Genomic DNA, 18974 nt, shown 5'->3' with positions numbered 1-18974 from the left:
TCATTCCGACAGCGCGCTGAGCTGCTCGGCCTGGAACTCGTTGCGCAGCGGCTGGATCACCTGGTCCAGATCACCGGCCATCACTTCGTTCAGGCGGTAGATGGTCAGGTTGATGCGGTGATCGGTCAATCGACCCTGTGGATAATTATAGGTGCGGATACGTTCTGAACGATCCCCTGAACCAACCAGACTCTTACGGGTACTGGCCTGCGCCGCATGCTGGCGATCCTGTTCGGCCTGCTGCAGACGCGAAGCCAACAGCGCCATCGCCTTGGCGCGGTTCTTGTGCTGCGAGCGCTCTTCCTGACACTCCACCACCAGCCCTGTGGGTACGTGGGTGATGCGCACGGCCGAATCTGTCTTGTTGATATGCTGACCACCGGCACCGGAAGCCCGATAGGTATCGACACGCAGATCCGCCTTGTTGATCTCGATCTCCGCCGACGCATCCATCTCCGGCATGACCGCTACAGTACAGGCCGAGGTGTGAATGCGGCCCTGGGATTCGGTTTCGGGGACACGCTGGACTCGGTGCGCGCCGGATTCGAACTTGAGCCGGGCATAGACATCTTCGCCGACCACGCGGCTGATGATCTCCTTGTACCCGCCATGTTCGCCTTCGTTGGCACTGACCACTTCGACCCGCCAGCCGTTCTGCTCGGCATAGCGTGAATACATGCGAAACAGATCACCAGAGAAGATCGCGGCTTCATCGCCACCGGTACCGGCGCGTACTTCCAGAAAGACGTTGCGGTGATCATTGGGATCACGCGGCAACAGCAGCACCTGCAGCTCGGCCTCAAGGTCCGAGGTCCGCAGCTTGGCAGCCGCCATTTCGTCCCGTGCCATCTCGCGCATCTCGGCATCCTCTTCGCCGAGCATCTCCTCGGCGGAGGCAAGATCTTCCTGCGCCTGTTGCCAGTGCGCAAACGCCGTCGTCACCGCTTCCAGATCAGAATACTCGCGTGAGTAGTCACGGAAACGATTCTGGTCAGCGATGACGTCCGGTTCACTGAGCAGCGCCGACAACTCTTCATGACGGTCGCACAGCTTCTCCAGCTTGTGCTTGATGGATGTTTTCATGACAGCCTTGATTCCTGTGCTGATGCGCTCACCCGGTCGGGTTGGAGTCGTCCAGCTGGTAAAGTTCCTGCACCAGCTGCAGCAGATCGGTGCGGCCCTCGGAAGAGGCGCGGCGCAGCTGTACCGTCGGCTGGTGTAACAGTTTATTGGTGAGACCGTGCGCCAGTTGCTGCAGCACATCCTCGGCCGTCCTGCCGTTGCGCAGCTGACGCAGCGCCTTGTTCAGCTCCTGGGCGGCCGTCTGCTTGGCCTGGGCACGCAGCTGAATAAGGGTATCGACGGCATCCAGTTCACGCAGCTGGCGCATGTAGCCCTGGGTACCGGATTCAATAATGATTTCGGCCTGCGCAGCGGCACTCTGGCGCTCACGCTGGTTCTCTTCGATGACTTCACGCAGATCATCCACGGTGTACAGATAGACGTCATCCAGATCACCGACCTGGGGTTCGATGTCCCTTGGCACCGCGATATCAACCATGAAGATCGGCCGATGCTTGCGTTTTTTCAATGCCGCTTCCACCGCCCCCTTGCCCAGAATCGGCAACTGGCTGGCGGTGGAGGCGATCAGAATATCGGTATTGGGCAGTTCGTCGGGGATCTGACTCAGTTCGATCGCACGGCCATCGAACTCTTCAGCCACTGCCAGGGCCCGCGCCAGCGTCCGGTTGGCTACCGTGATCTGCTGCACACCGGCACGGGCCAGATGCCGGGCAACCAGCTCGATGGTCTCGCCGGCACCGATGAGCAACGCGCGGCTGGACGCCATATCGGCAAAAATATGCTGCGCCAGACTGACCGCGGCATAGGCCACGGAAACCGGGTTCTGACCAATCGCGGTTTGGGTGCGGACCTCTTTCGCCACCGAAAAGGTTCTGCGGAACAAACGTCCCAGTTCGACACTGGCCAAGCCTTCCGCCTGGGAGACCGAATAGGCAGACTTGAGCTGGCCGAGAATCTGCGGCTCGCCCAGTACCAGCGAGTCCAGTCCACAGGCCACCCGCATCATGTGCCGTACCGCGTCCGCATCCCAATGGGCATAGGCGCAGCGCTGCAACTCTTCGACATCGAGCCCGTGATACTGCCCTAACCATTCCAGCAGGGCACGCGTACCTTCCAGCTCGGTCGAACAGTACAGTTCGGTCCGATTACAGGTGGACAAAATCGCCACTTCGGAGAGGCCGGCCTTGAGCTGCGCTTCGTGCAGCGCCTCGGCCAGTTTTTCGGGCGCGAACGCAACGCGCTCACGCACCTCTACCGGTGCCGTTTTATGATTGATTCCTAACGCCAGCAAAGCCATAAAAGGTTCGCATCGCCCCCTTACAAACAAGCGCGTCATCATACACCTTTGACGCCGCCGGATTAACCCACTTACTCTTTGTTGACGTACGAAGGAACCCTGGGGGTCGATTGCGTACCAAACAAGGTACGGCATGACAGCCGGGAGCCCCGTGCTCTATAGTGACATTTCACCCCTCCAGCAGGACCGGACACGTGTATCGATTCAGCAAAAAGCCTTTCATGATCAGCCTGCTGGCCGGACTCGCTCTTGGCGGCTGCAGCCAGCAGACGATTCAACCTCCAGCCCCGGTGTCGGCCGATACCTATGTGCCGTCCGCCTACACCCCTGGTGAATTCAACGCCAACAGCCTGTACGCACTGCTTAGTGCAGAATTGGCCGGCAAACAGGGCCGTTTTGATATCGCCCTGGACAACTATCTGAGCGAAGCGGAAAAAACCGGGGATGCAGCCGTATCCGAACGGGCGACCCGTATCGCCCAGTTCCTGCGCAACTCCGACGCCGTACTCCAGGCCAGTACACTGTGGAGCCGGCAGGCACCTGACGCTCTGGAACCCCTGCACATCCAGGCCAACATTCTGCTGCATGAAGGTCGCTTCGAGGAGGCGTTGCCGCTGCTGCAACGCCTGCTGAAGCAGGGCGGCGATCAGGCCTTGACGCTGATCAGCGGCCGTATCGATGACATGAAACCGACTGTTGCCGGGCAGTATTTCAATGCCCTTACCGAGCTGCAGGCCAGTGCCCCCGAACGCCAGGACCTGCTACTGATCCGCGCCCTCCTGCTCAAACAGCAGCAACAGCCTGCCGCCGCTGCTCGCCTGCTTGACCAGGGTCTGCACAAGAACCCGGCACAGGCCGATCTGGCGCTGCAACGCGCCGAACTTTATCGCCAGCAGGGCGAACCCGAGCAGGGTCTGCGACTGGTCGAACGTGCACTGAAACAGGATCCCGACAATGGTCGTCTGGCCGCAGCACAGGCGCAACTGTTGCTGCTCAGCGGCCAACCTGCCCGCGCCTGGCGCATCATTCGCACACTGCTGGACGGTCAGGAAAACCCGCAACTGGGCTACTATTTCGCTCTGTTGCTGCTGGAAAACGACCGCTGGCAGGAAAGCAGTGTCCTGCTGCAACAGCTGCTGGAACACAATACCGATATCACCGCCCCGCACTTCTATCTCGGGGTCATCGCCCAATCACAGGGACAGAACGAGCAGGCCCTGCGCCACTTCCTGCTGGTCGAGGACGGCCCCAATCTGGTGCAGGCGTACGCCCGTGCGCTGGCTCTGCATGAACAGCCCCAGCAGGCCGCCGAAGTGGAAGCGCTGATCGATTTTGCCACCCGTAAACACCCTGAACAGCGTGAGCCACTGACCATTCTCTATGTCGAATGGCTACAACGTCAGGCGCTACGCGATGCTGCACTGGAAACATTGGATCAGGCGCTGGCCACCGCACCGGACAGCGTCAACCTGCTGTATACCCGCGCCATGCTCGGCAATGCCGACACCGCCGAGCAGACCATCAGCGATCTGCGCCGGGCATTGGCACTGGCGCCGGACAACCCCATGCTGCAGAACGCGCTGGGCTACACACTGACGGAATATACCGACCAGTTCGACGAGGCTCATAGCCTGATCAGCCGTGCGCTGGCACAGCAGCCCGAAGATGCCGCCACGCTCGACTCCATGGGCTGGATACTGCACAAACTCGGCCGTAATGCCGAAGCCCGCCACTTCCTGCAGCGCGCCTACGCCGCCTACCCCGACCCTGAAGTCAACGGCCATCTGATCCAGGTGCTCTGGGCATTGGGCGAGCAGCAGGCTGCACGCGAGCGCCTCGACACTGGCCTGCAGCAGCATCCTGACAACCCGCATCTGCTCAACGCAGCGACCGTGATTGGAGTAAATCCCTGATGCGCATGCCTGTATTATTCGGCATCCTGCTGCTGACCCTGCTCAGTGGCTGCAGCACCCTGAAGCAGCCACCGACTGCCCCGCTGGTGATCGACCCGGAGCAGGCCATGAACCTGCAACAGTGGTCGGCACAAGGCCGTATCGGTATCCGCTGGGCCGACGACAGCCAAAGCGCCAATCTGAACTGGCAGCAGGACCAGGATCGCTACCGCATTCGCATCAGCGGCCCGCTCGGCCAGGGCGGCATGAGCATCGATGGCAATGCACAGGAAGTCAGCCTGCAACGCGCCGGTGAACCCGAAATCCATCGTGCCCGTACGCCGGAAGCCCTGATGCAGCAGCTGCTGGGCTGGCACTTGCCCCTGACCCAGGCACAATTCTGGATTCGCGGCATTCCGGCCCCCTCTGGTGCGCCTCATCGCTACGCAACAACGGGATCGGGCTTCACTCAATCCGGGTGGCGTATTGAATACCCGCGTCTGACCCAAGCGGTCGGCCGGGTATTGCCGGAAAAACTGCGCCTGAGCCGTGAAGACATGAAAATCACCGTCATTATCAATGAATGGGAACCCGGCACCGACCCTTAATGGTCGAAAAACAGGAACAAATTTGCTGCAGGGGTTGATTTTGGTCAGCACCTTGTAGAAAATATGCGCCTTCTTGGAGCGTGGTTCTCACCACAGGAGAACGACTGGGGTATCGCCAAGCGGTAAGGCACTGGATTCTGATTCCAGCATGCGCAGGTTCGAATCCTGCTACCCCAGCCAATTACCATGACTGACTTCCTCTCTACTACATCAAACTCCGACGCAATCGAGAAGGTAATCGCCGTGTCTAAAATGATGGTCTTCACCGGCAATGCAAACCCGGAGCTGGCTCAGAAAGTTGTCGAACGCCTCGATATTCCCATGGGCAAAGCACACGTAGGCCGCTTCAGTGACGGCGAAGTCAGTGTTGAAGTTCAGGAAAACGTGCGCGGCAAGGATGTGTTCATCATCCAGTCCACCTGTGCACCGACCAATGACAATCTGATGGAGCTGATCGTTTTCGCTGACGCCATGCGTCGCGCATCAGCCACCCGTATCACCGCTGTTATCCCCTACTTTGGCTACGCCCGTCAGGATCGCCGTCCGCGTTCCGCACGTGTGCCGATCAGCGCCAAAGTCGTGGCCAGCATGATCTCCAGCGTTGGCATCGACCGTGTTCTCACCGTCGACCTGCACGCTGACCAGATCCAGGGCTTCTTCGACATTCCTGTCGATAACGTCTATGGTTCGCCGATCCTGCTCGACGACATCATCGACCAGCAGTACGAAGATGTCATCGTGGTATCACCGGATGTGGGCGGCGTTGTCCGTGCCCGCGCCGTGGCCAAGCAGCTGGATTGCGATCTGGCGATCATTGACAAGCGCCGTGAGCGCGCCAATGAAGCTCAGGTCATGAACATCATCGGTGATGTTGCCGGCCGCACCTGTATCCTGGTCGACGACATGTGCGATACAGCAGGTACACTGTGCAAAGCCGCCAAGGCATTGAAAGAAAAAGGCGCAGCCCGCGTGGTGTCCTATGTGACGCACCCGGTACTGTCTGGTCCTGCGATCAATAACATTATCGCTTCGGAACTGGATGAGATGGTTGTTTCCGACACCATCCCGCTGTCCGAACAGGCGCAGAAATGTGACAAGATTCGTCAGTTGTCACTGTCGCCGCTGTTGGCAGAAGCGCTGCGTCGCGTCTGCAACGAAGAATCCATCAGCGCCATGTTCCGCTAACCGGAACCGGCACTGAACCACGGGCTTGCCCCGTGACTTAACAGGCCCATAACGGGCCGCCCACATGCTGCATGCTTCTGGTCGCGGGGGTATGCAGCTTTAATATATAAGGTAAACAATCACATGGCTAAATTTACTGTTGACGCAGTTGCGCGTAACGATCAGGGGAAAGGTGCGAGCCGCCGCCTGCGTCGTGAAGGTCTGGTACCGGGCATCATCTACGGTTCTGCTGAACCGAAAGCTGTTTCCGTAATCGGTAAAGACCTGTACCGCATGCTGCTGGAAGACGGTTTCTACTCTTCCATTCTGGACATCAACCTGGAAGGTCAGACTGAAAAGGTCATCATCAAGGACCTGCAGCGCCACCCGTCCAAGCCGGTCGTTCTGCACGCTGACTTCCAGCGCATCGACGACAACCAGAAGATCAAGCTGCAGGTACCGGTTGCTTTCGTTAACTTCGAAAAATCCGCTGCTGCCAAGGCCGCTGCCAAGTTCGCTCAGGAAGCGTCTACTGTCGAAATCCTGTGTCTGCCGAAAGATCTGCCGGAAGCTCTGGAAGTTGATCTGAGCAACATCGCACTGGGTCAGATTGCTCACACTTCTGACATCACCGTGCCGGAAGGTGTTGAAATCGTTGCCCTGCGTCGCGGTGAAGACCACGACCAGAGTATCGGTTACTGCTACGCTCCGCGTGGCGCCCGCGCAGCCAAGTAAGCGTAGGCGACAGGCACTGGCATGAAAGACCGGATTCAACTGATCGTCGGCCTCGGTAACCCTGGGGCAGAGTACAGCCAAACCCGCCATAATGCTGGTGCTGCGCTGGTGGAGCAGCTTGCTGCCCACCAGCACACCCCTCTGAAAGCGGAGAAGAAATTCTTCGGCCTATATGGCAAGGTCATTATCGACCACCGCCCCGTTCACCTGTTGATTCCTACCACCTACATGAATCGCAGCGGACAAGCCGTGGCGGCACTTGCCAACTTCTACAAGATTCCTACCAGTGACATACTGGTTGTTCACGATGAGCTGGATATTCAGCCCGGCACTGCACGCCTGAAATTGGGCGGCGGCCATGGCGGTCACAACGGCTTGCGCGACATCATCAGTCAACTGGGGAATGACAAGAATTTCTATCGCCTGCGTGTTGGCATCGGCCACCCCGGAAGTGCGGCTCAGGTCTCCGATTTCGTCCTGAGCAAGGCCCCCGTATCCGAGCGCGACAAAACACAGGCGGCAATTGATGAAGCTCTGCACGCCCTGCCACTTGCTGTTGGCGGCGACTGGGCACGGGCAATGAACCAGCTTCACAGCTTTAACGGCTAACCTCAATCACAGGATCTGACCATGGGTTTCAAATGCGGTATTGTCGGCCTGCCTAACGTCGGCAAGTCTACGCTCTTCAATGCCCTGACCAAAGCGGGCATCGACGCCGAGAACTTCCCCTTCTGTACCATCGAGCCGAACGCCGGTGTGGTACCGATGCCGGACCCGCGGCTGAACGCACTGGCCGAGATCGTCAAGCCCGAGCGCGTACTGCCGACCACCATGGAGTTCGTCGACATCGCCGGTCTGGTGGCGGGCGCATCCAAGGGTGAAGGCCTGGGTAACAAGTTCCTCGCCAACATTCGCGAGACTGATGCGATTGCACATGTCGTGCGTTGCTTCGAGGACGACAATGTCATCCACGTCGCCAACCGTATCCACCCGCTGGACGACATCGAAACCATCAACATGGAACTGGCACTGGCGGATCTTGATTCCTGCGAGAAGCAGTTGCAGCGCGTACAGCGCAATGCCAAGGGCGGCGACAAGGAAGCGATTGCAGCCAAGGCCCTGCTGGAAAAAATGATCCCGCACCTGGCCGAAGGTCTGCCGGTACGCGGCCTGGGCCTTAACGAAGACGAGCAGAAGCTGGTGCAAACCTTCCACCTGCTGACCACCAAGCCGACGATGTACATCGCCAACGTGGCTGAGGACGGCTTCGAGAACAACCCGCACCTGGATCAGGTGAAGGAACTGGCGGCTTCCGAAGGTGCCGAAGTGGTTGCCATCTGTAACAAGCTGGAATCCGAAATCGCTGAGCTGGAAGATGACGAGAAAGTCGAATTCCTGCAGGAGATGGGCATGGAAGAGCCGGGCCTGGACCGTGTCATCCGCGCTGGCTACCGCCTGCTGGGCCTGCAGACCTATTTCACCGCCGGGGTGAAGGAAGTCCGCGCCTGGACCGTCAAAATCGGCGCAACCGCCCCTCAGGCGGCTGGTGTGATCCACACCGACTTCGAGAAAGGCTTCATCCGTGCCGAAGTGATCAGCTACGATGATTTCATCGCCCATAACGGCGAACAGGGTGCAAAAGATGCCGGTCGCTGGCGTCTGGAAGGCAAGGAATACATCGTCAAGGATGGCGATGTCGTGCATTTCCGTTTCAACGTATAAGCCCATCGCCTGACACCGACTCCGGTGCCAGGCTCCGTCATGGCAGGCAATATCGCTTTGCGCCTGCCATGACCATGCTTCTGGACTAGAAGCGCACACTCATCTGAATATACCCTTCCTGCACATCACTCTCGTCCGAGTGTTCGCCTCTGTAGCCAAAGCTGATATCGGTATTCTCTGAAACCGGCACAACCAGCCCCGCATCCAGCACAACCGTACTTTCGGCAATCGGCGCGCCCTTGATCGTAAAGCGGCTGTCACCGCCCAGGAAGCGGTGCTCACTGACCGTATCAATATCCTCAACAGCATGGCGCCAGCTGACAGAGCCCTGCACGCGAACCGGTAAAGGGTCCGCGCCCAGCTCCGCGCCACCGCGCACACCGACACTGGCAAAACCGGTACTCGACTCCGTGCGTTCCACCGCCAGAGCCGCCGAGCCACCAGATTCCGTGAACCTATCATTACGCTGGTTCAGCCAGGACAGGCCCACAAACGGCTGTACCCAGCCATGATCAGACTCGAAGCGATAGCCGCTTTCGGCAAAGGCTTGCCAGCTACTGGCGTCGTAATCGGCTTTCAGTGTCTGGCCCAGCGCATGGCGTTGCGTTTGCAACTGGTGCTGCCCGAACGTAGCCCCTAAGCCCAGGTGCCAGTTGTTGTCCCAGTGACGAGAGGCATAAACACCCAGATACAGACTATCCACTTCCGCAGAGGATGAGCGCGCAGCAAGGTCCATATTACTGTCCTGATAGCCACCCAGTACCCCAAGGCGCCAGCCGTTTTGCAGTTGGCCATCAGCGCCCAGTAACAGGCCCCGGCTTTGGCTATCCAATGTCGCGATGCCACTCTTGCCATTCAGTTCAGCGTCGCCGTACAACATGTCGAACCATAGACCACTGCTCTCATCCCTGGGGGCATACTGCAGCCGTTCCAGTGCCGCCAGGCGAATACCGTCGCTCTGGGTCGCCAGCTGGGCGCGGGCACTGGCATGCAGCTCACCCGACAACGCATTCAACGCCGCCCTTGCCTGAGCTTCACTCATATTCAGAACCTGATCATATATAGGATGCCCCGCTGCCAGTCTGAAGGCGCTATCACCAGTACGACACTGGTTGCCGGACATGCCATCGAGACAGAAGCTCTGAATGGGTTCCGGCTCAGGCTCAGGCTCAGGTTCTGGTTCTGGCTCAGGTTCCGGTTCTGGCTCAGGCTCAGGTTCCGGTTCAGGCTCTGGCTCGGGTTCAGGCTCAGGTTCCGGCTCAGGCTCAGGTTCTGGCTCCGGTTCCGGCTCGGGTTCCGGTTCCGGCTCCGGCTCTGGTGGCGGCGTGATGACCCGCAGATCACTGATCAGGTAATAGGCATTGCCGTCATCGTCGGTACGGAAATCCAGGTAGGCGTAGTCATCGGTCACGGTCTGCTGGCCGTTGACGGTCAAACCGCTACCTGTCTGAACCACGGTATAGATGGCACCATCGGAATAGCCTGTGCGCCCTGTATCCGTTCCATTCTCTGGTGTCACATGGAACAGGGCTCCATCAGCAATGGTGGCAGTACCGGCCACATCCACCAGGTCATTATGGGTGCCGGCGGTGGTGCCGCCACCGATCAGTTCCACCTCGTAGGTAGCCCCAGCCCCCAGGGTCCAGTCGCCGCCCACCGTGAGCGTGCCGATGGAGTTACCCGGAGTGATAGTACCGCTGTTGACGGTGACGTTACCCACCGACCCGCTGCCACCGAGGGTACCGCCGTTGACGTTGATCGATGAACGTTCGATAGAGCCATTAACCAGCAGAGTGCCATCTGAAATGGTGGTATCGCCGGTGTAATAGTGTGTGCCGGTCAGGATGGTTGTGCCGCTACCACGCTGATGAACGCTACCCGAACCGCGACTCTCTCTCGTATCAGCCGCCAGAGTCAGGGTATTGGTCTGGTTGAAATTGATAATACCCATACCACCCCCATCATCCGAACCGACTACAATAGTATCGGCTCCAAGTGACCCAGCAGTACTTGCGACAGACAAATCGTACCCGCCAAAATTGAGCACCCCTGTACCGTCGTCCCCCGACAGGTATAGACCCCCTTCTCCAACCGATACATTGCCGCCATTTTCCAGTGTCAACGAACCACTGCCACGTAGCCCAACCCACAGACTATCGGCATTCAGCGAAGACCCAGGACCACTGACCCTTACCGCAGAGTCAGAACTAACACGTAACTCGTGGGCGACGTCCACAACACCTTCGTCATGAATTCTCAGGATGCCAGAACCGCCGCTATTCATATCGATGCGACCATCAACCTGCCAATGGGCACCGGTACCGCCAATATCGACCTCACCCGCGCCTGCTTGCCCAATGGTGGCTTGCGCACTAGCGACAAGACTTCCCGGCCCAATTTCCAGAGTGCCCGTCTGTCCTGCAGTATCACCCACGGTCATCACTGCAGCGCCATGGCTGATGCTGCCGCCATCGCGCACGGCCAGGGTGCCGTTGGAGATGGTGGTGCCGCCGGTGTAGGTGTTGGCTCCAGTAACAACCAGGGTACCGGAGCCATTTTTGCTCAGGGATACCGGCGTGGTGCTTTCTCCCAAAATGCCGCTAAAGGCTGCACTGTCTGCGCTCTCCACGGTAAACGTAAAACCGGGGAAGTGATCCGGAAAGGCCAGGTCATCACTGAAGGTAGCGCCATCGGCAAGGGTAATGCCGGTACGGTAACTGTCAGCCGCCAGGTCGTTGCCATCCCCGCCCGTGGTAGAAAGCACAGAAAACAGTTCACCGTCACTGCCGAGGCTGCCTGTACCCGGAGTAAAGCTGCCAGCGATGGGATCTGCCCCATCATTATCGATCAGGGTGTGCTGGCTATGGATTGGCAGGCTGTCTAGAGCATCCAGGGCAATGATGTCGATGATCACACCATCGTTCAGGGTCACCCCACCGGCCACCGCCAAAGTGTCCGAGGCCCCACTACTGTCCACCTCGAATTGCAAGATAGAACCGGTGTTAGCCGTCACATCACCGGTGCTGAGCGTGCCGATGGAGTTGCCGGGGGCCAGGGTGCCGCCATTGAGCGTCACACCCGCAACCGACCCGCTGCCACCCAACACGCCGCCACTGACAATAGTCTGTGAGTTGGCGATAGAGCCATTGACCAGTAGGGTGCCCCCAGAGACCGTGGTGCCACCCGTATAGGCATTGTTACCCGTGAGGATGGTGGTGCCGGTGCCGCGCTGGTTGACGCTGGACGTTCCACCGCCCTGTACGATATCGGCCGCCAGGTTCAGGTCGTCGGTCTGGTTGAAATTGATGGTGCCCGTACCTCCACTATAAATAGGGTCGATTTCGAGACGGTCAGCGTCGAGCACGCCCGCAGTGGTCGGATCAGCAAGGTCGTAGGCGCCGAAATTCAGGGTGCCATGCCCATTGACTTGGGCGCCTACATAAACCGTTCCAGTGCCCTCGTCAACTGAAACCGTGCCTCCATTCGCCAGGGTCAGGGTGCCGTTTCCAGGGTCCCCCACGACCAGTCGCCACGCCCTGAGCTCCGCCCCGGCGCCATCCACGGTTACCCGACCAGTTACACCCTGGTTAGTGCCCACGTAAAGCACGCTGGCAACCTCTACCTCACCACCATCGTGGAGTTCCAGGGTGCCCTCGCTACGGACTCCAACGTAAAGTTGTTCTGTCAATTGCCACAGCGCGCCGCTGCCACCGACGCGAGCCACCCCGGTACCGCCTAAGCCGACAGAGGACCGGTGACTCGTCACAGAGCTGCCCGCCCCGATCTCAAGGGTGCCGGTCTGGCTGGCGGTATCGCCCACACTCATCTGCGCAGCGCCATGGCTGATGCTGCCGCCATCCTGGACTGACAGGGTGCCGTTGGAGATGCGGGTCTCGCCGGTGTAGGTGTTGGTGCCGGTGAGGATGGTGGTGCCGATACCACGCTGGTTAACGCTGGCCGTTCCCGTATGCTCAAGAATATCGGCCTCCAAATTCAGGGTATCGGTCTGGTTAAAATTGAGGGTGCTGAGTCCGTACACCGCTTTGATGCTGCCGGCTTGTAGGACGCCAGCCGTGGTGGCTTCCCCCAGGTTGTAGGTGCCGAAATTCAGAGTGCCACTGGTCGACCAATTACCCTCAAAACGAACCTCACCACTGCCATCATTAAGGGATGCTGAGCCACCGTTTGCCAGGGTCAGGGTGTCACTGTTTCCCAGTCTCAACTCCTCCCCTCTGAGAACCGACCCGGAGCCATCCACGATGATTTGGCTAGCTACGCCTGGAGCATTACTCCCCACATACAGCTCTCCAGTGATATCAACCTCACCGCCATCGTGGAGCTCCAGGGTTCCTTCGCTGTCTTGTCCTATATAGAGCCCATCCATCACCTCCCATCGCGCACCACTGCCACCAACACGAACCACCCCAGTATTGCCAATATAGGACCGGTGACTCGTCACGGAGCTATCCGCCCCGATCTCCAGAACCCCGGCCTGACCAGCGACGTCTCCCACCGTTAGCCCTGTCGCCCCATGACTTATACTGCCGCCATTGCGCACGGCCAGGGTGCCATTGGAAATGGTGGTGCCGCCGGTGTAGGTGTTGGCACCGGTGAGCGTCAGAGTGCCGCTGCCGGTTTTATTGAGACTACCGGAGCCTGAGTAGTCACTTATAACGCCAGAGAAAACAGAGTCGGTATTCAGGACGCGAACTTCCAGGCTTTTCCCGTCATCTATTGTCACCTGACCACTGCCTTCAAGACCACCGATGGCGCCAGACTCGAGCAATCTGAGCTCGCCATTGACGATATGTCGGGATGCAGCACTAAGAGCGTTGGGCGTGCGCCAAGCATTCACTAGAATCCCGCCTGCTTCTATGGTGGTGTCGCCGGTATAAAGCCCGCCATCATTGGCGGCCAGATGAACGGCCACGCCCTCTGAAACCCTGAGCCCACCGACTCCCGATATGCCGCCAGTAACAAGGACAGTATTGTTCGATGTTGAATCACTGGTAGCTACCGTAAGGGTGCTATCGAGCACTACCTTAGGGTTAATATATACTTCAAAGCTGGCATCCGAAGGTGATGACATATCAATCGTTGCGTTTCCCCCGGCAAAAGTGAGTTTGTCGTCCACACTAGCCGCATCGATGTCAATGAATGGGAAAACCGGGTTCGAGGTGGAGAAATTGAGCCTGTTTACTTTCAAATTACCAAGATCGTGGGTCGACTTATCTCCGTTTTCAAAATCGACATATTCGAAATTCAGCTGCAAATTATCATCGGAAACCGGAGCCGTGCCGTCCTCCCAGTTGCTACCAACCCACCAATTCCCGGACGCCGCGGTAAAGGTTTCCTCCACCGCCCCGGCGGACGATGCCCCCAGCAGCAGGCCGCTGAGCAGGACCGAGGCTTTGGTTTTACCCTTACTGCGGCTGATCTCGGCAACCGCCATCCAGACCTGAAGCGCCTGATTCCAGACAACACGATAGGCGTGATTCATGAGTACCTCCCTGTAAACGCTTGATGGCCCGATGGCTGGCTCGAGTTTTAATACTGGATTATCGTCAAACAGGTGTTGGCCCACTATCGGAAATCCGCAAAGTGAGGTTGTCCCTTAGGCTTAATCTGGGCGTTGCACGAGGGTTTCTGACGGCCGTTCTCCGAACAGGCGCTTGTACTCTTGGGAAAATTCGCCCAGATGGACAAATCCCCAGCGCATGGCGACTCGGGTGACGGTTGTGTGGGCCGGCAGTGCGATTAACAGCTCTGCACGTACCCGGTTGAGCCTGAGCGTACGCAGATAGGCAATGGGCGTGAGCTGCATGGTGCTGCGAAAGGCATACTGCAGCGTACGTTCCGACACGCCGGTGGTGGCGCAAATATCGGTAATGGAGGGCACCTGCCCCACTTGGAGGCAGGCATCCATGTAGTCTCGGGCGGTCGAAACGAGCCGCTGGGCTCGCCAGCCGGCACGGACGCTGCGGCAGACACCGGTATCGATCGCGGTTGCCTGGCTGAGCGCAACAACAACGCTATCACGCAGCAGCCGGGCGCAGTTGGCCAAGGGCAGCAGGCCTTCCGGGTTGCGGTGATGAAGCAAGGCGCTGAAATCAGCCATCAGACCGGCCGTGAGCTTGCTGTTGAACGCTTGCGGCGCTTCAGGACGCAGCGCCTCATCGCCCTGACCAAGAATACGCGCCCCGTCCAGCAGACTGTCTTGATCGAGACAGAGGTAGAAGGTTTCGCTTGCCGGCATCACTCGGATATCCAGCTCCGCGTCTTTGGGCAAAAAATATAGCCAGGAATCCATCGGGCTTAAAAACTGGGAGAAGCGCATTCCGGGGCTGACTGTTTTCGCAATAGACAGCGCGCAGAGGTTGCCTTGGGTGACACCCCTTTTGTGGACCGCCTGGTTCTGGTGCTCATGTACCAGATGCATGCCATCCAGTGTCAGCGTTGCACACGCCCCCTGGTAATGCCCCGGGCTTAACTGATGCATTTCCAGATCAAGCCAGGGCTGAGCAGCCGCCTGCCGAGAGGCATCGTCCAGTTGATGATGTGTCTGCTTGCGTTCAACATTCATCGATCAACGATGCATGTGACTGATTTTCACTGCAAGCATTCTGTTTTATGATTTTCGCGCATTTTTATGCGTTTTGAACACTCGATCAGTTCTGGTAGCGTAAAAAGGACTCTGTGGTTTTGCCCCCAACTGATTCAGCCCTTGGCCAGAAATGAATAAAAACAAAGATAACTTTGAACACCTGAACAGCGATCAGCGTGCCCTGTGGGATTTTGAAGCCCAGGACTTTCCCCTGCCGGATGGCGGCGGCATGGGACGCATACAACGCTTTGATTTCAATGATGTGCTGCGGCTTTATCGGTCCGAATTCCGGGTCCAGCGCGACTGTGTGATCGATACCAGCGCAGGCGAATCCGAACTGCCTAACCTGCTCTGCAGCGTGCTCCTGTTAAGCGGCGAAATGCTGCTGGAAACCCCGGATGGCAAACAATACGAGATCACGCCTCAGTCCGGCATCGTCTACCGCGTGCGTGATAACGGCACCCGTTTTCTTATGAAAGGCGGCCAGACGCTTCGACATATCGGGGTGGCCGGTAAAATATCAGGCCTTCACAAACAGCTTGGTGAGACACTGCCCGGCGCCCTCGCCTGCTTTTCCTCATTTCCCGAGTCTGGAGTTGTCAGCCGTGAAGTGCCGGTCAACACCCGCTTGCGCAGTCTGTTAGCCAATGTGTTTGCACCCGGCACCTGCGCATCCGACCCGCTGCAGGAAATTGCGCTGGAAGGGGTGTCCATGTCTATTCTGGCGGAGCTGGCTCGAACCATACTGGCCGGCGATACGGAGTGCGAAGACAGAGCCTCACTTTGGGGGGAGCAGATTTTCAGTAACCTGACGACCTACATCCGCAGCAACCTGGACGCGCCCCTCAAGGCAGATGATATATGCCAACGCTTCGGCATTACCCGGCGCCAGCTTAGCCAATTGTTTTTGGTATCGGCACAGTGTACGCCCCGGGAGTTTCTGCGCCGTGAGCGGCTTGAGCGCGCACGGGAACTGATCGAGCAGGAAAGCGTTCCGGTAAAGCTGGTTGCGGCTGCGGTGGGCTACAGCCATGTCAGCAATTTTTCCAAAGCCTATCGTGATTACTTTGGCGAAACGCCAGGTCATACGCTAAGGATGAGCGCGATCAACACAAGCTCTGATGAATAGGTGTTTGACGCCACTAACGCCCCCCGTTTTGTCGTATAGATAGGGTAACCTGCCCCCTGTTTGCGCCCAATTATGACCACCCCTCATTTTTTTAAACTTCTTTGCTTTCAGGGTGTTGACAGCACTTCAAAAACAGGGAATAATTCGCGGCCTTGAAAGCAGTTGGCAATGTAGCTCAGTTGGTTAGAGCATCGCATTCATAATGCGAGGGTCGCAGGTTCGAATCCCGCCATTGCCACCACTTTCAACGTGTTGGGGTATAGCCAAGCGGTAAGGCAACGGGTTTTGATCCCGTCATGCGCAGGTTCGAATCCTGCTACCCCAGCCATTTTTGTGTGGCAATATAGCTCAGCTGGTTAGAGCATCGCATTCATAATGCGAGGGTCGCAGGTTCAAATCCCGCTATTGCCACCATTTCACGACAGGGGTATCGCCAAGCGGTAAGGCACTGGATTCTGATTCCAGCATGCGCAGGTTCGAATCCTGCTACCCCTGCCATTCGTGTCCAATCTGTTCCATCCCCTGACAATTCTTCTGCAAAAACGATAAGCTTACCGATACTATTTCAGACATATGTTCTGCAGGTATTCGACATGAGCGGCTCGAGCGATCAGATCATCCATGCACTGGCTCAACACAGCCAGACAGATTCCCCCCGACATACCATCAATCTGCTGTTTGCGCATTGTGATGACCTGCAGACCGATCAGATTCTCAGCCATTTGCGCGCTGCACGTTATGCCCCCCGTGGACTCAATGTCAGCCAACTGGATGATCTGCAGAACGCACTGAGCACACGCTCCTGGGATCTTCTCGTCATTGCCTGGAAACCCGACTATCAACAGGGCCTGACACCAGAGAGCGCAGTGGAACGCCTGCACCATCTGGATCGCGACCTTCCCGTTCTACTTCTGCTGCCCGGCGCAGAGCTGCCTGACCCGACCCATTGGCTTGGCAGCGGCATCCGTGCCGTTATTCCGGCGGCCAATACCGAGCTGCTGCTGTTGCTGCTGGGGCGCGAGTTCGAGGCACTGAATACCCGTCGGGAACTGCTCAAGGCGCAAATGCACCTGCACCAGCTGACCGAGCACAACCAGCACCTTGTCCAGCATTCGTCACTGGCGATCTGCTTTGTCCACAACGGCCTGATCCTGTACGCCAATGACAGCTTTGCGCACCTGTTTGGCTATGAACAGGGCACACGCCTGCAAGACCATTCTTTGCGGCAGCTGATCCAGCCCCAGCACCATGATGACCTGGATCTGATGCTGCACGAGAGCCTGCGCAACGGCACCACGATACAGCGCACCCTGGGTGCCCAGCGCCCCGACACCACCCGCTTCGACAGCCTGTTCAGCATGCATCCAACCGAGTACCGGCACCAGCACTGTCTCAGTATCGAAGTCGTCCCTGATGCCGATTGTGCCGAACAGGTCTTCCGTGACATTAATCCGATCAGCGGTCTGAGTAATGAGCATGCTTTCATGCACGCACTCGAAACCGCCTGCCAGAACGCCCACCGGGGTGGCCAGGACCGTAGCCTGCTGCTGCTCTCTTTGGACCATCTGGACGTCATCCGCAGTGAAGTGGGGGCCGACGGCGTCGAGCTGATTCTGCGCACGCTGGCGGCCACGTTGAAGGAACAGATCAGCCAGGCTCACCTGCTCGGCCATCTGGACAACAACTGCTTCGCGGTACTGATGCATAATGCCAACCCCGACACGGCGGTCGAGGCCGGGGACCGGCTCTGTCATGCCATCAGCCGCCACTCGTGCCAGGTGCGGAGCACATCCATCCACACCACCGTGTCCATCGGGGTGGTCATGATCAATGACAGCACGCCATCCAACCAGGAGGTGCTGCAGCGTGCCCTGATGACGGCCAACAGCCTGCACAGCGGCAACCGACCCGGCAATGGCGTCAGTCTGTACCAGGCCGAAAAGACCCTGCTCTCCAGCATCGATACCAAAATGAGCCGCCGCCTGCTTAACGCGCTCAAGCTGAATCGTTTTCGCCTGCTGTTTCAGCCAGTCGTACCGCTGCGCCTGGATACCCAGACCCAATACTATGAAGTACTGCTACGCCTGATCAGTGACAGTGAACGTGCGCTGTCGCCCAACGCGTTCATCGCCCAGACCATCGAACCTGATGTTTTGATCGAACTGGACCGCTGGGTAATCGAGACAGCGCTGGAACGGCTCTCTGAGGTGTTTGCGGCAGGTCGGCGCGTTCATCTACTCCTTAATCTTTCCGGCGCGTCACTGCGCAATACGGACCTGCTGCAGTGGCTGGCCGATACCTTGCGTCAATCCCAGATCCCGGCGGAGTATCTGATCTTCCAGATCAGCGAAAGCGATGCCGCCGTGAACCTGATGCAAGCCCGTACCTTCACCCACACGCTGCAACAGATGAACTGCAAGGTTTGCCTGAAGCATTTCGGCAGTTCACCCAACTCCGGGCATGTTCGCCATGAGCTGGATACCGAGTTCATCAAGCTGGATGGTTCCTACATTCAGGATCTGGAGAACCGCAATATCAGTGTGGATACACTGCAGGACATGCTGCAGCCACTGCATCAGCAGCATAAGCTGATCATTGCGCCACTGGTGGAGAAGAGCCGTGTCATTGGTGATCTGTATACGGCAGGCATCCATCTGATCCAGGGCTACTACCTGCAGCAGCCCCGGGAAAAGATGGATTACGATTTCTTCAACGACGGCCAGTAGGACAACCGGCCGGA

At 58.1% G+C, this 18974-nt stretch carries 12 protein-coding genes and 5 tRNA genes; 13 read left to right on the top strand and 4 right to left on the bottom strand.

Translation table 11 applies throughout. The features are described 5' to 3' along the window. Window positions 1–1083: a peptide chain release factor 1 gene (gene prfA, locus CLV44_RS14630; RefSeq protein WP_106592865.1), complete on the bottom strand. Its 1083-nt coding sequence runs from the start codon at window positions 1081–1083 to the stop codon at window positions 1–3. A gap of 28 nt (window positions 1084–1111) precedes the next feature. Beyond that, window positions 1112–2380, bottom strand: a complete 1269-nt coding sequence (hemA, locus tag CLV44_RS14625; RefSeq protein WP_106592864.1) for a glutamyl-tRNA reductase — start codon at window positions 2378–2380, stop codon at window positions 1112–1114. A 194-nt stretch (window positions 2381–2574) separates the two neighbouring features. Between hemA and CLV44_RS14620 the strand changes: the two genes are divergently transcribed. From CLV44_RS14620 to ychF, 7 genes are all read left to right on the top strand, one after another. Beyond that, window positions 2575–4293 carry a tetratricopeptide repeat protein gene (locus CLV44_RS14620; protein WP_106592863.1) on the top strand — a complete coding sequence of 573 codons (1719 nt, stop codon included), beginning with the start codon at window positions 2575–2577 and terminating at the stop codon, window positions 4291–4293. Further along, a complete protein-coding gene (gene lolB, locus CLV44_RS14615) occupies window positions 4293–4880 on the top strand; it encodes a lipoprotein insertase outer membrane protein LolB (protein WP_106592862.1) in 588 nt (195 codons plus the stop codon). The genes CLV44_RS14620 and lolB overlap by 1 nt, the downstream gene beginning before the upstream one ends. A gap of 105 nt (window positions 4881–4985) precedes the next feature. Beyond that, window positions 4986–5060: transfer RNA gene (locus CLV44_RS14610), tRNA-Gln, on the top strand. A 63-nt stretch (window positions 5061–5123) separates the two neighbouring features. Beyond that, the gene (locus CLV44_RS14605; protein WP_106592861.1) at window positions 5124–6065 is read left to right on the top strand and encodes a ribose-phosphate pyrophosphokinase; all 942 of its coding nucleotides are present in this window, start codon (window positions 5124–5126) and stop codon (window positions 6063–6065) included. Window positions 6066–6188: 123 nt separating this feature from the next. Beyond that, window positions 6189–6779 carry a 50S ribosomal protein L25/general stress protein Ctc gene (locus CLV44_RS14600; RefSeq protein ID WP_106592860.1) on the top strand — a complete coding sequence of 197 codons (591 nt, stop codon included), beginning with the start codon at window positions 6189–6191 and terminating at the stop codon, window positions 6777–6779. 21 nt (window positions 6780–6800) lie between these two features. Beyond that, the gene (gene pth / locus CLV44_RS14595) at window positions 6801–7388 is read left to right on the top strand and encodes an aminoacyl-tRNA hydrolase (RefSeq protein ID WP_106592859.1); all 588 of its coding nucleotides are present in this window, start codon (window positions 6801–6803) and stop codon (window positions 7386–7388) included. Window positions 7389–7409: 21 nt separating this feature from the next. Beyond that, window positions 7410–8501 (top strand): redox-regulated ATPase YchF, encoded by a 1092-nt coding sequence (ychF, locus tag CLV44_RS14590; RefSeq protein WP_106592858.1) that lies wholly within the window; start codon window positions 7410–7412, stop codon window positions 8499–8501. A gap of 85 nt (window positions 8502–8586) precedes the next feature. Here the strand turns inward: ychF and CLV44_RS14585 are convergent, their stop codons facing one another. Next, the gene (locus tag CLV44_RS14585; protein ID WP_106592857.1) at window positions 8587–14001 is read right to left on the bottom strand and encodes an autotransporter domain-containing protein; all 5415 of its coding nucleotides are present in this window, start codon (window positions 13999–14001) and stop codon (window positions 8587–8589) included. Window positions 14002–14121: 120 nt separating this feature from the next. Beyond that, the gene (locus CLV44_RS14580; RefSeq protein WP_106592856.1) at window positions 14122–15084 is read right to left on the bottom strand and encodes a helix-turn-helix domain-containing protein; all 963 of its coding nucleotides are present in this window, start codon (window positions 15082–15084) and stop codon (window positions 14122–14124) included. A gap of 151 nt (window positions 15085–15235) precedes the next feature. On the opposite strand from CLV44_RS14580, the gene CLV44_RS14575 reads away from it, so the two are divergent. From CLV44_RS14575 to CLV44_RS14550, 6 genes are all read left to right on the top strand, one after another. Next, the gene (locus CLV44_RS14575) at window positions 15236–16234 is read left to right on the top strand and encodes a helix-turn-helix domain-containing protein (protein ID WP_106592855.1); all 999 of its coding nucleotides are present in this window, start codon (window positions 15236–15238) and stop codon (window positions 16232–16234) included. 164 nt (window positions 16235–16398) lie between these two features. Continuing rightward, a tRNA-Met gene (locus tag CLV44_RS14570) sits at window positions 16399–16475 on the top strand. Window positions 16476–16487: 12 nt separating this feature from the next. Continuing rightward, window positions 16488–16562: transfer RNA gene (locus CLV44_RS14565), tRNA-Gln, on the top strand. 9 nt (window positions 16563–16571) lie between these two features. Next, window positions 16572–16648: transfer RNA gene (locus CLV44_RS14560), tRNA-Met, on the top strand. A 9-nt stretch (window positions 16649–16657) separates the two neighbouring features. After that, window positions 16658–16732 (top strand) — tRNA-Gln (locus CLV44_RS14555). A gap of 95 nt (window positions 16733–16827) precedes the next feature. Further along, window positions 16828–18960 (top strand): EAL domain-containing protein, encoded by a 2133-nt coding sequence (locus CLV44_RS14550; RefSeq protein ID WP_106592854.1) that lies wholly within the window; start codon window positions 16828–16830, stop codon window positions 18958–18960. Window positions 18961–18974: the final 14 nt, after the last annotated feature.

Origin of the sequence: Marinobacterium halophilum (assembly GCF_003014615.1) — a bacterium.
Lineage (GTDB): Bacteria > Pseudomonadota > Gammaproteobacteria > Pseudomonadales > Balneatricaceae > Marinobacterium > Marinobacterium halophilum.
This window is presented reverse-complemented; position numbering and strand designations above follow the sequence as displayed.

Bases quoted from the DNA above. Each gene is read 5' to 3' on its own strand.
- CLV44_RS14600 (WP_106592860.1), top strand. From the start codon at position 6,189: ATGGCTAAATTTACTGTTGACGCAGTTGCGCGTAACGATCAGGGGAAA.
- pth (WP_106592859.1), top strand. From the start codon at position 6,801: ATGAAAGACCGGATTCAACTGATCGTCGGCCTCGGTAACCCTGGGGCA.
- prfA (WP_106592865.1), bottom strand. From the start codon at position 1,083: ATGAAAACATCCATCAAGCACAAGCTGGAGAAGCTGTGCGACCGTCAT.
- CLV44_RS14575 (WP_106592855.1), top strand. From the start codon at position 15,236: ATGAATAAAAACAAAGATAACTTTGAACACCTGAACAGCGATCAGCGT.
- CLV44_RS14550 (WP_106592854.1), top strand. From the start codon at position 16,828: ATGAGCGGCTCGAGCGATCAGATCATCCATGCACTGGCTCAACACAGC.
- hemA (WP_106592864.1), bottom strand. From the start codon at position 2,380: ATGGCTTTGCTGGCGTTAGGAATCAATCATAAAACGGCACCGGTAGAG.
- lolB (WP_106592862.1), top strand. From the start codon at position 4,293: ATGCGCATGCCTGTATTATTCGGCATCCTGCTGCTGACCCTGCTCAGT.
- ychF (WP_106592858.1), top strand. From the start codon at position 7,410: ATGGGTTTCAAATGCGGTATTGTCGGCCTGCCTAACGTCGGCAAGTCT.
- CLV44_RS14580 (WP_106592856.1), bottom strand. From the start codon at position 15,084: ATGAATGTTGAACGCAAGCAGACACATCATCAACTGGACGATGCCTCT.
- CLV44_RS14585 (WP_106592857.1), bottom strand. From the start codon at position 14,001: ATGAATCACGCCTATCGTGTTGTCTGGAATCAGGCGCTTCAGGTCTGG.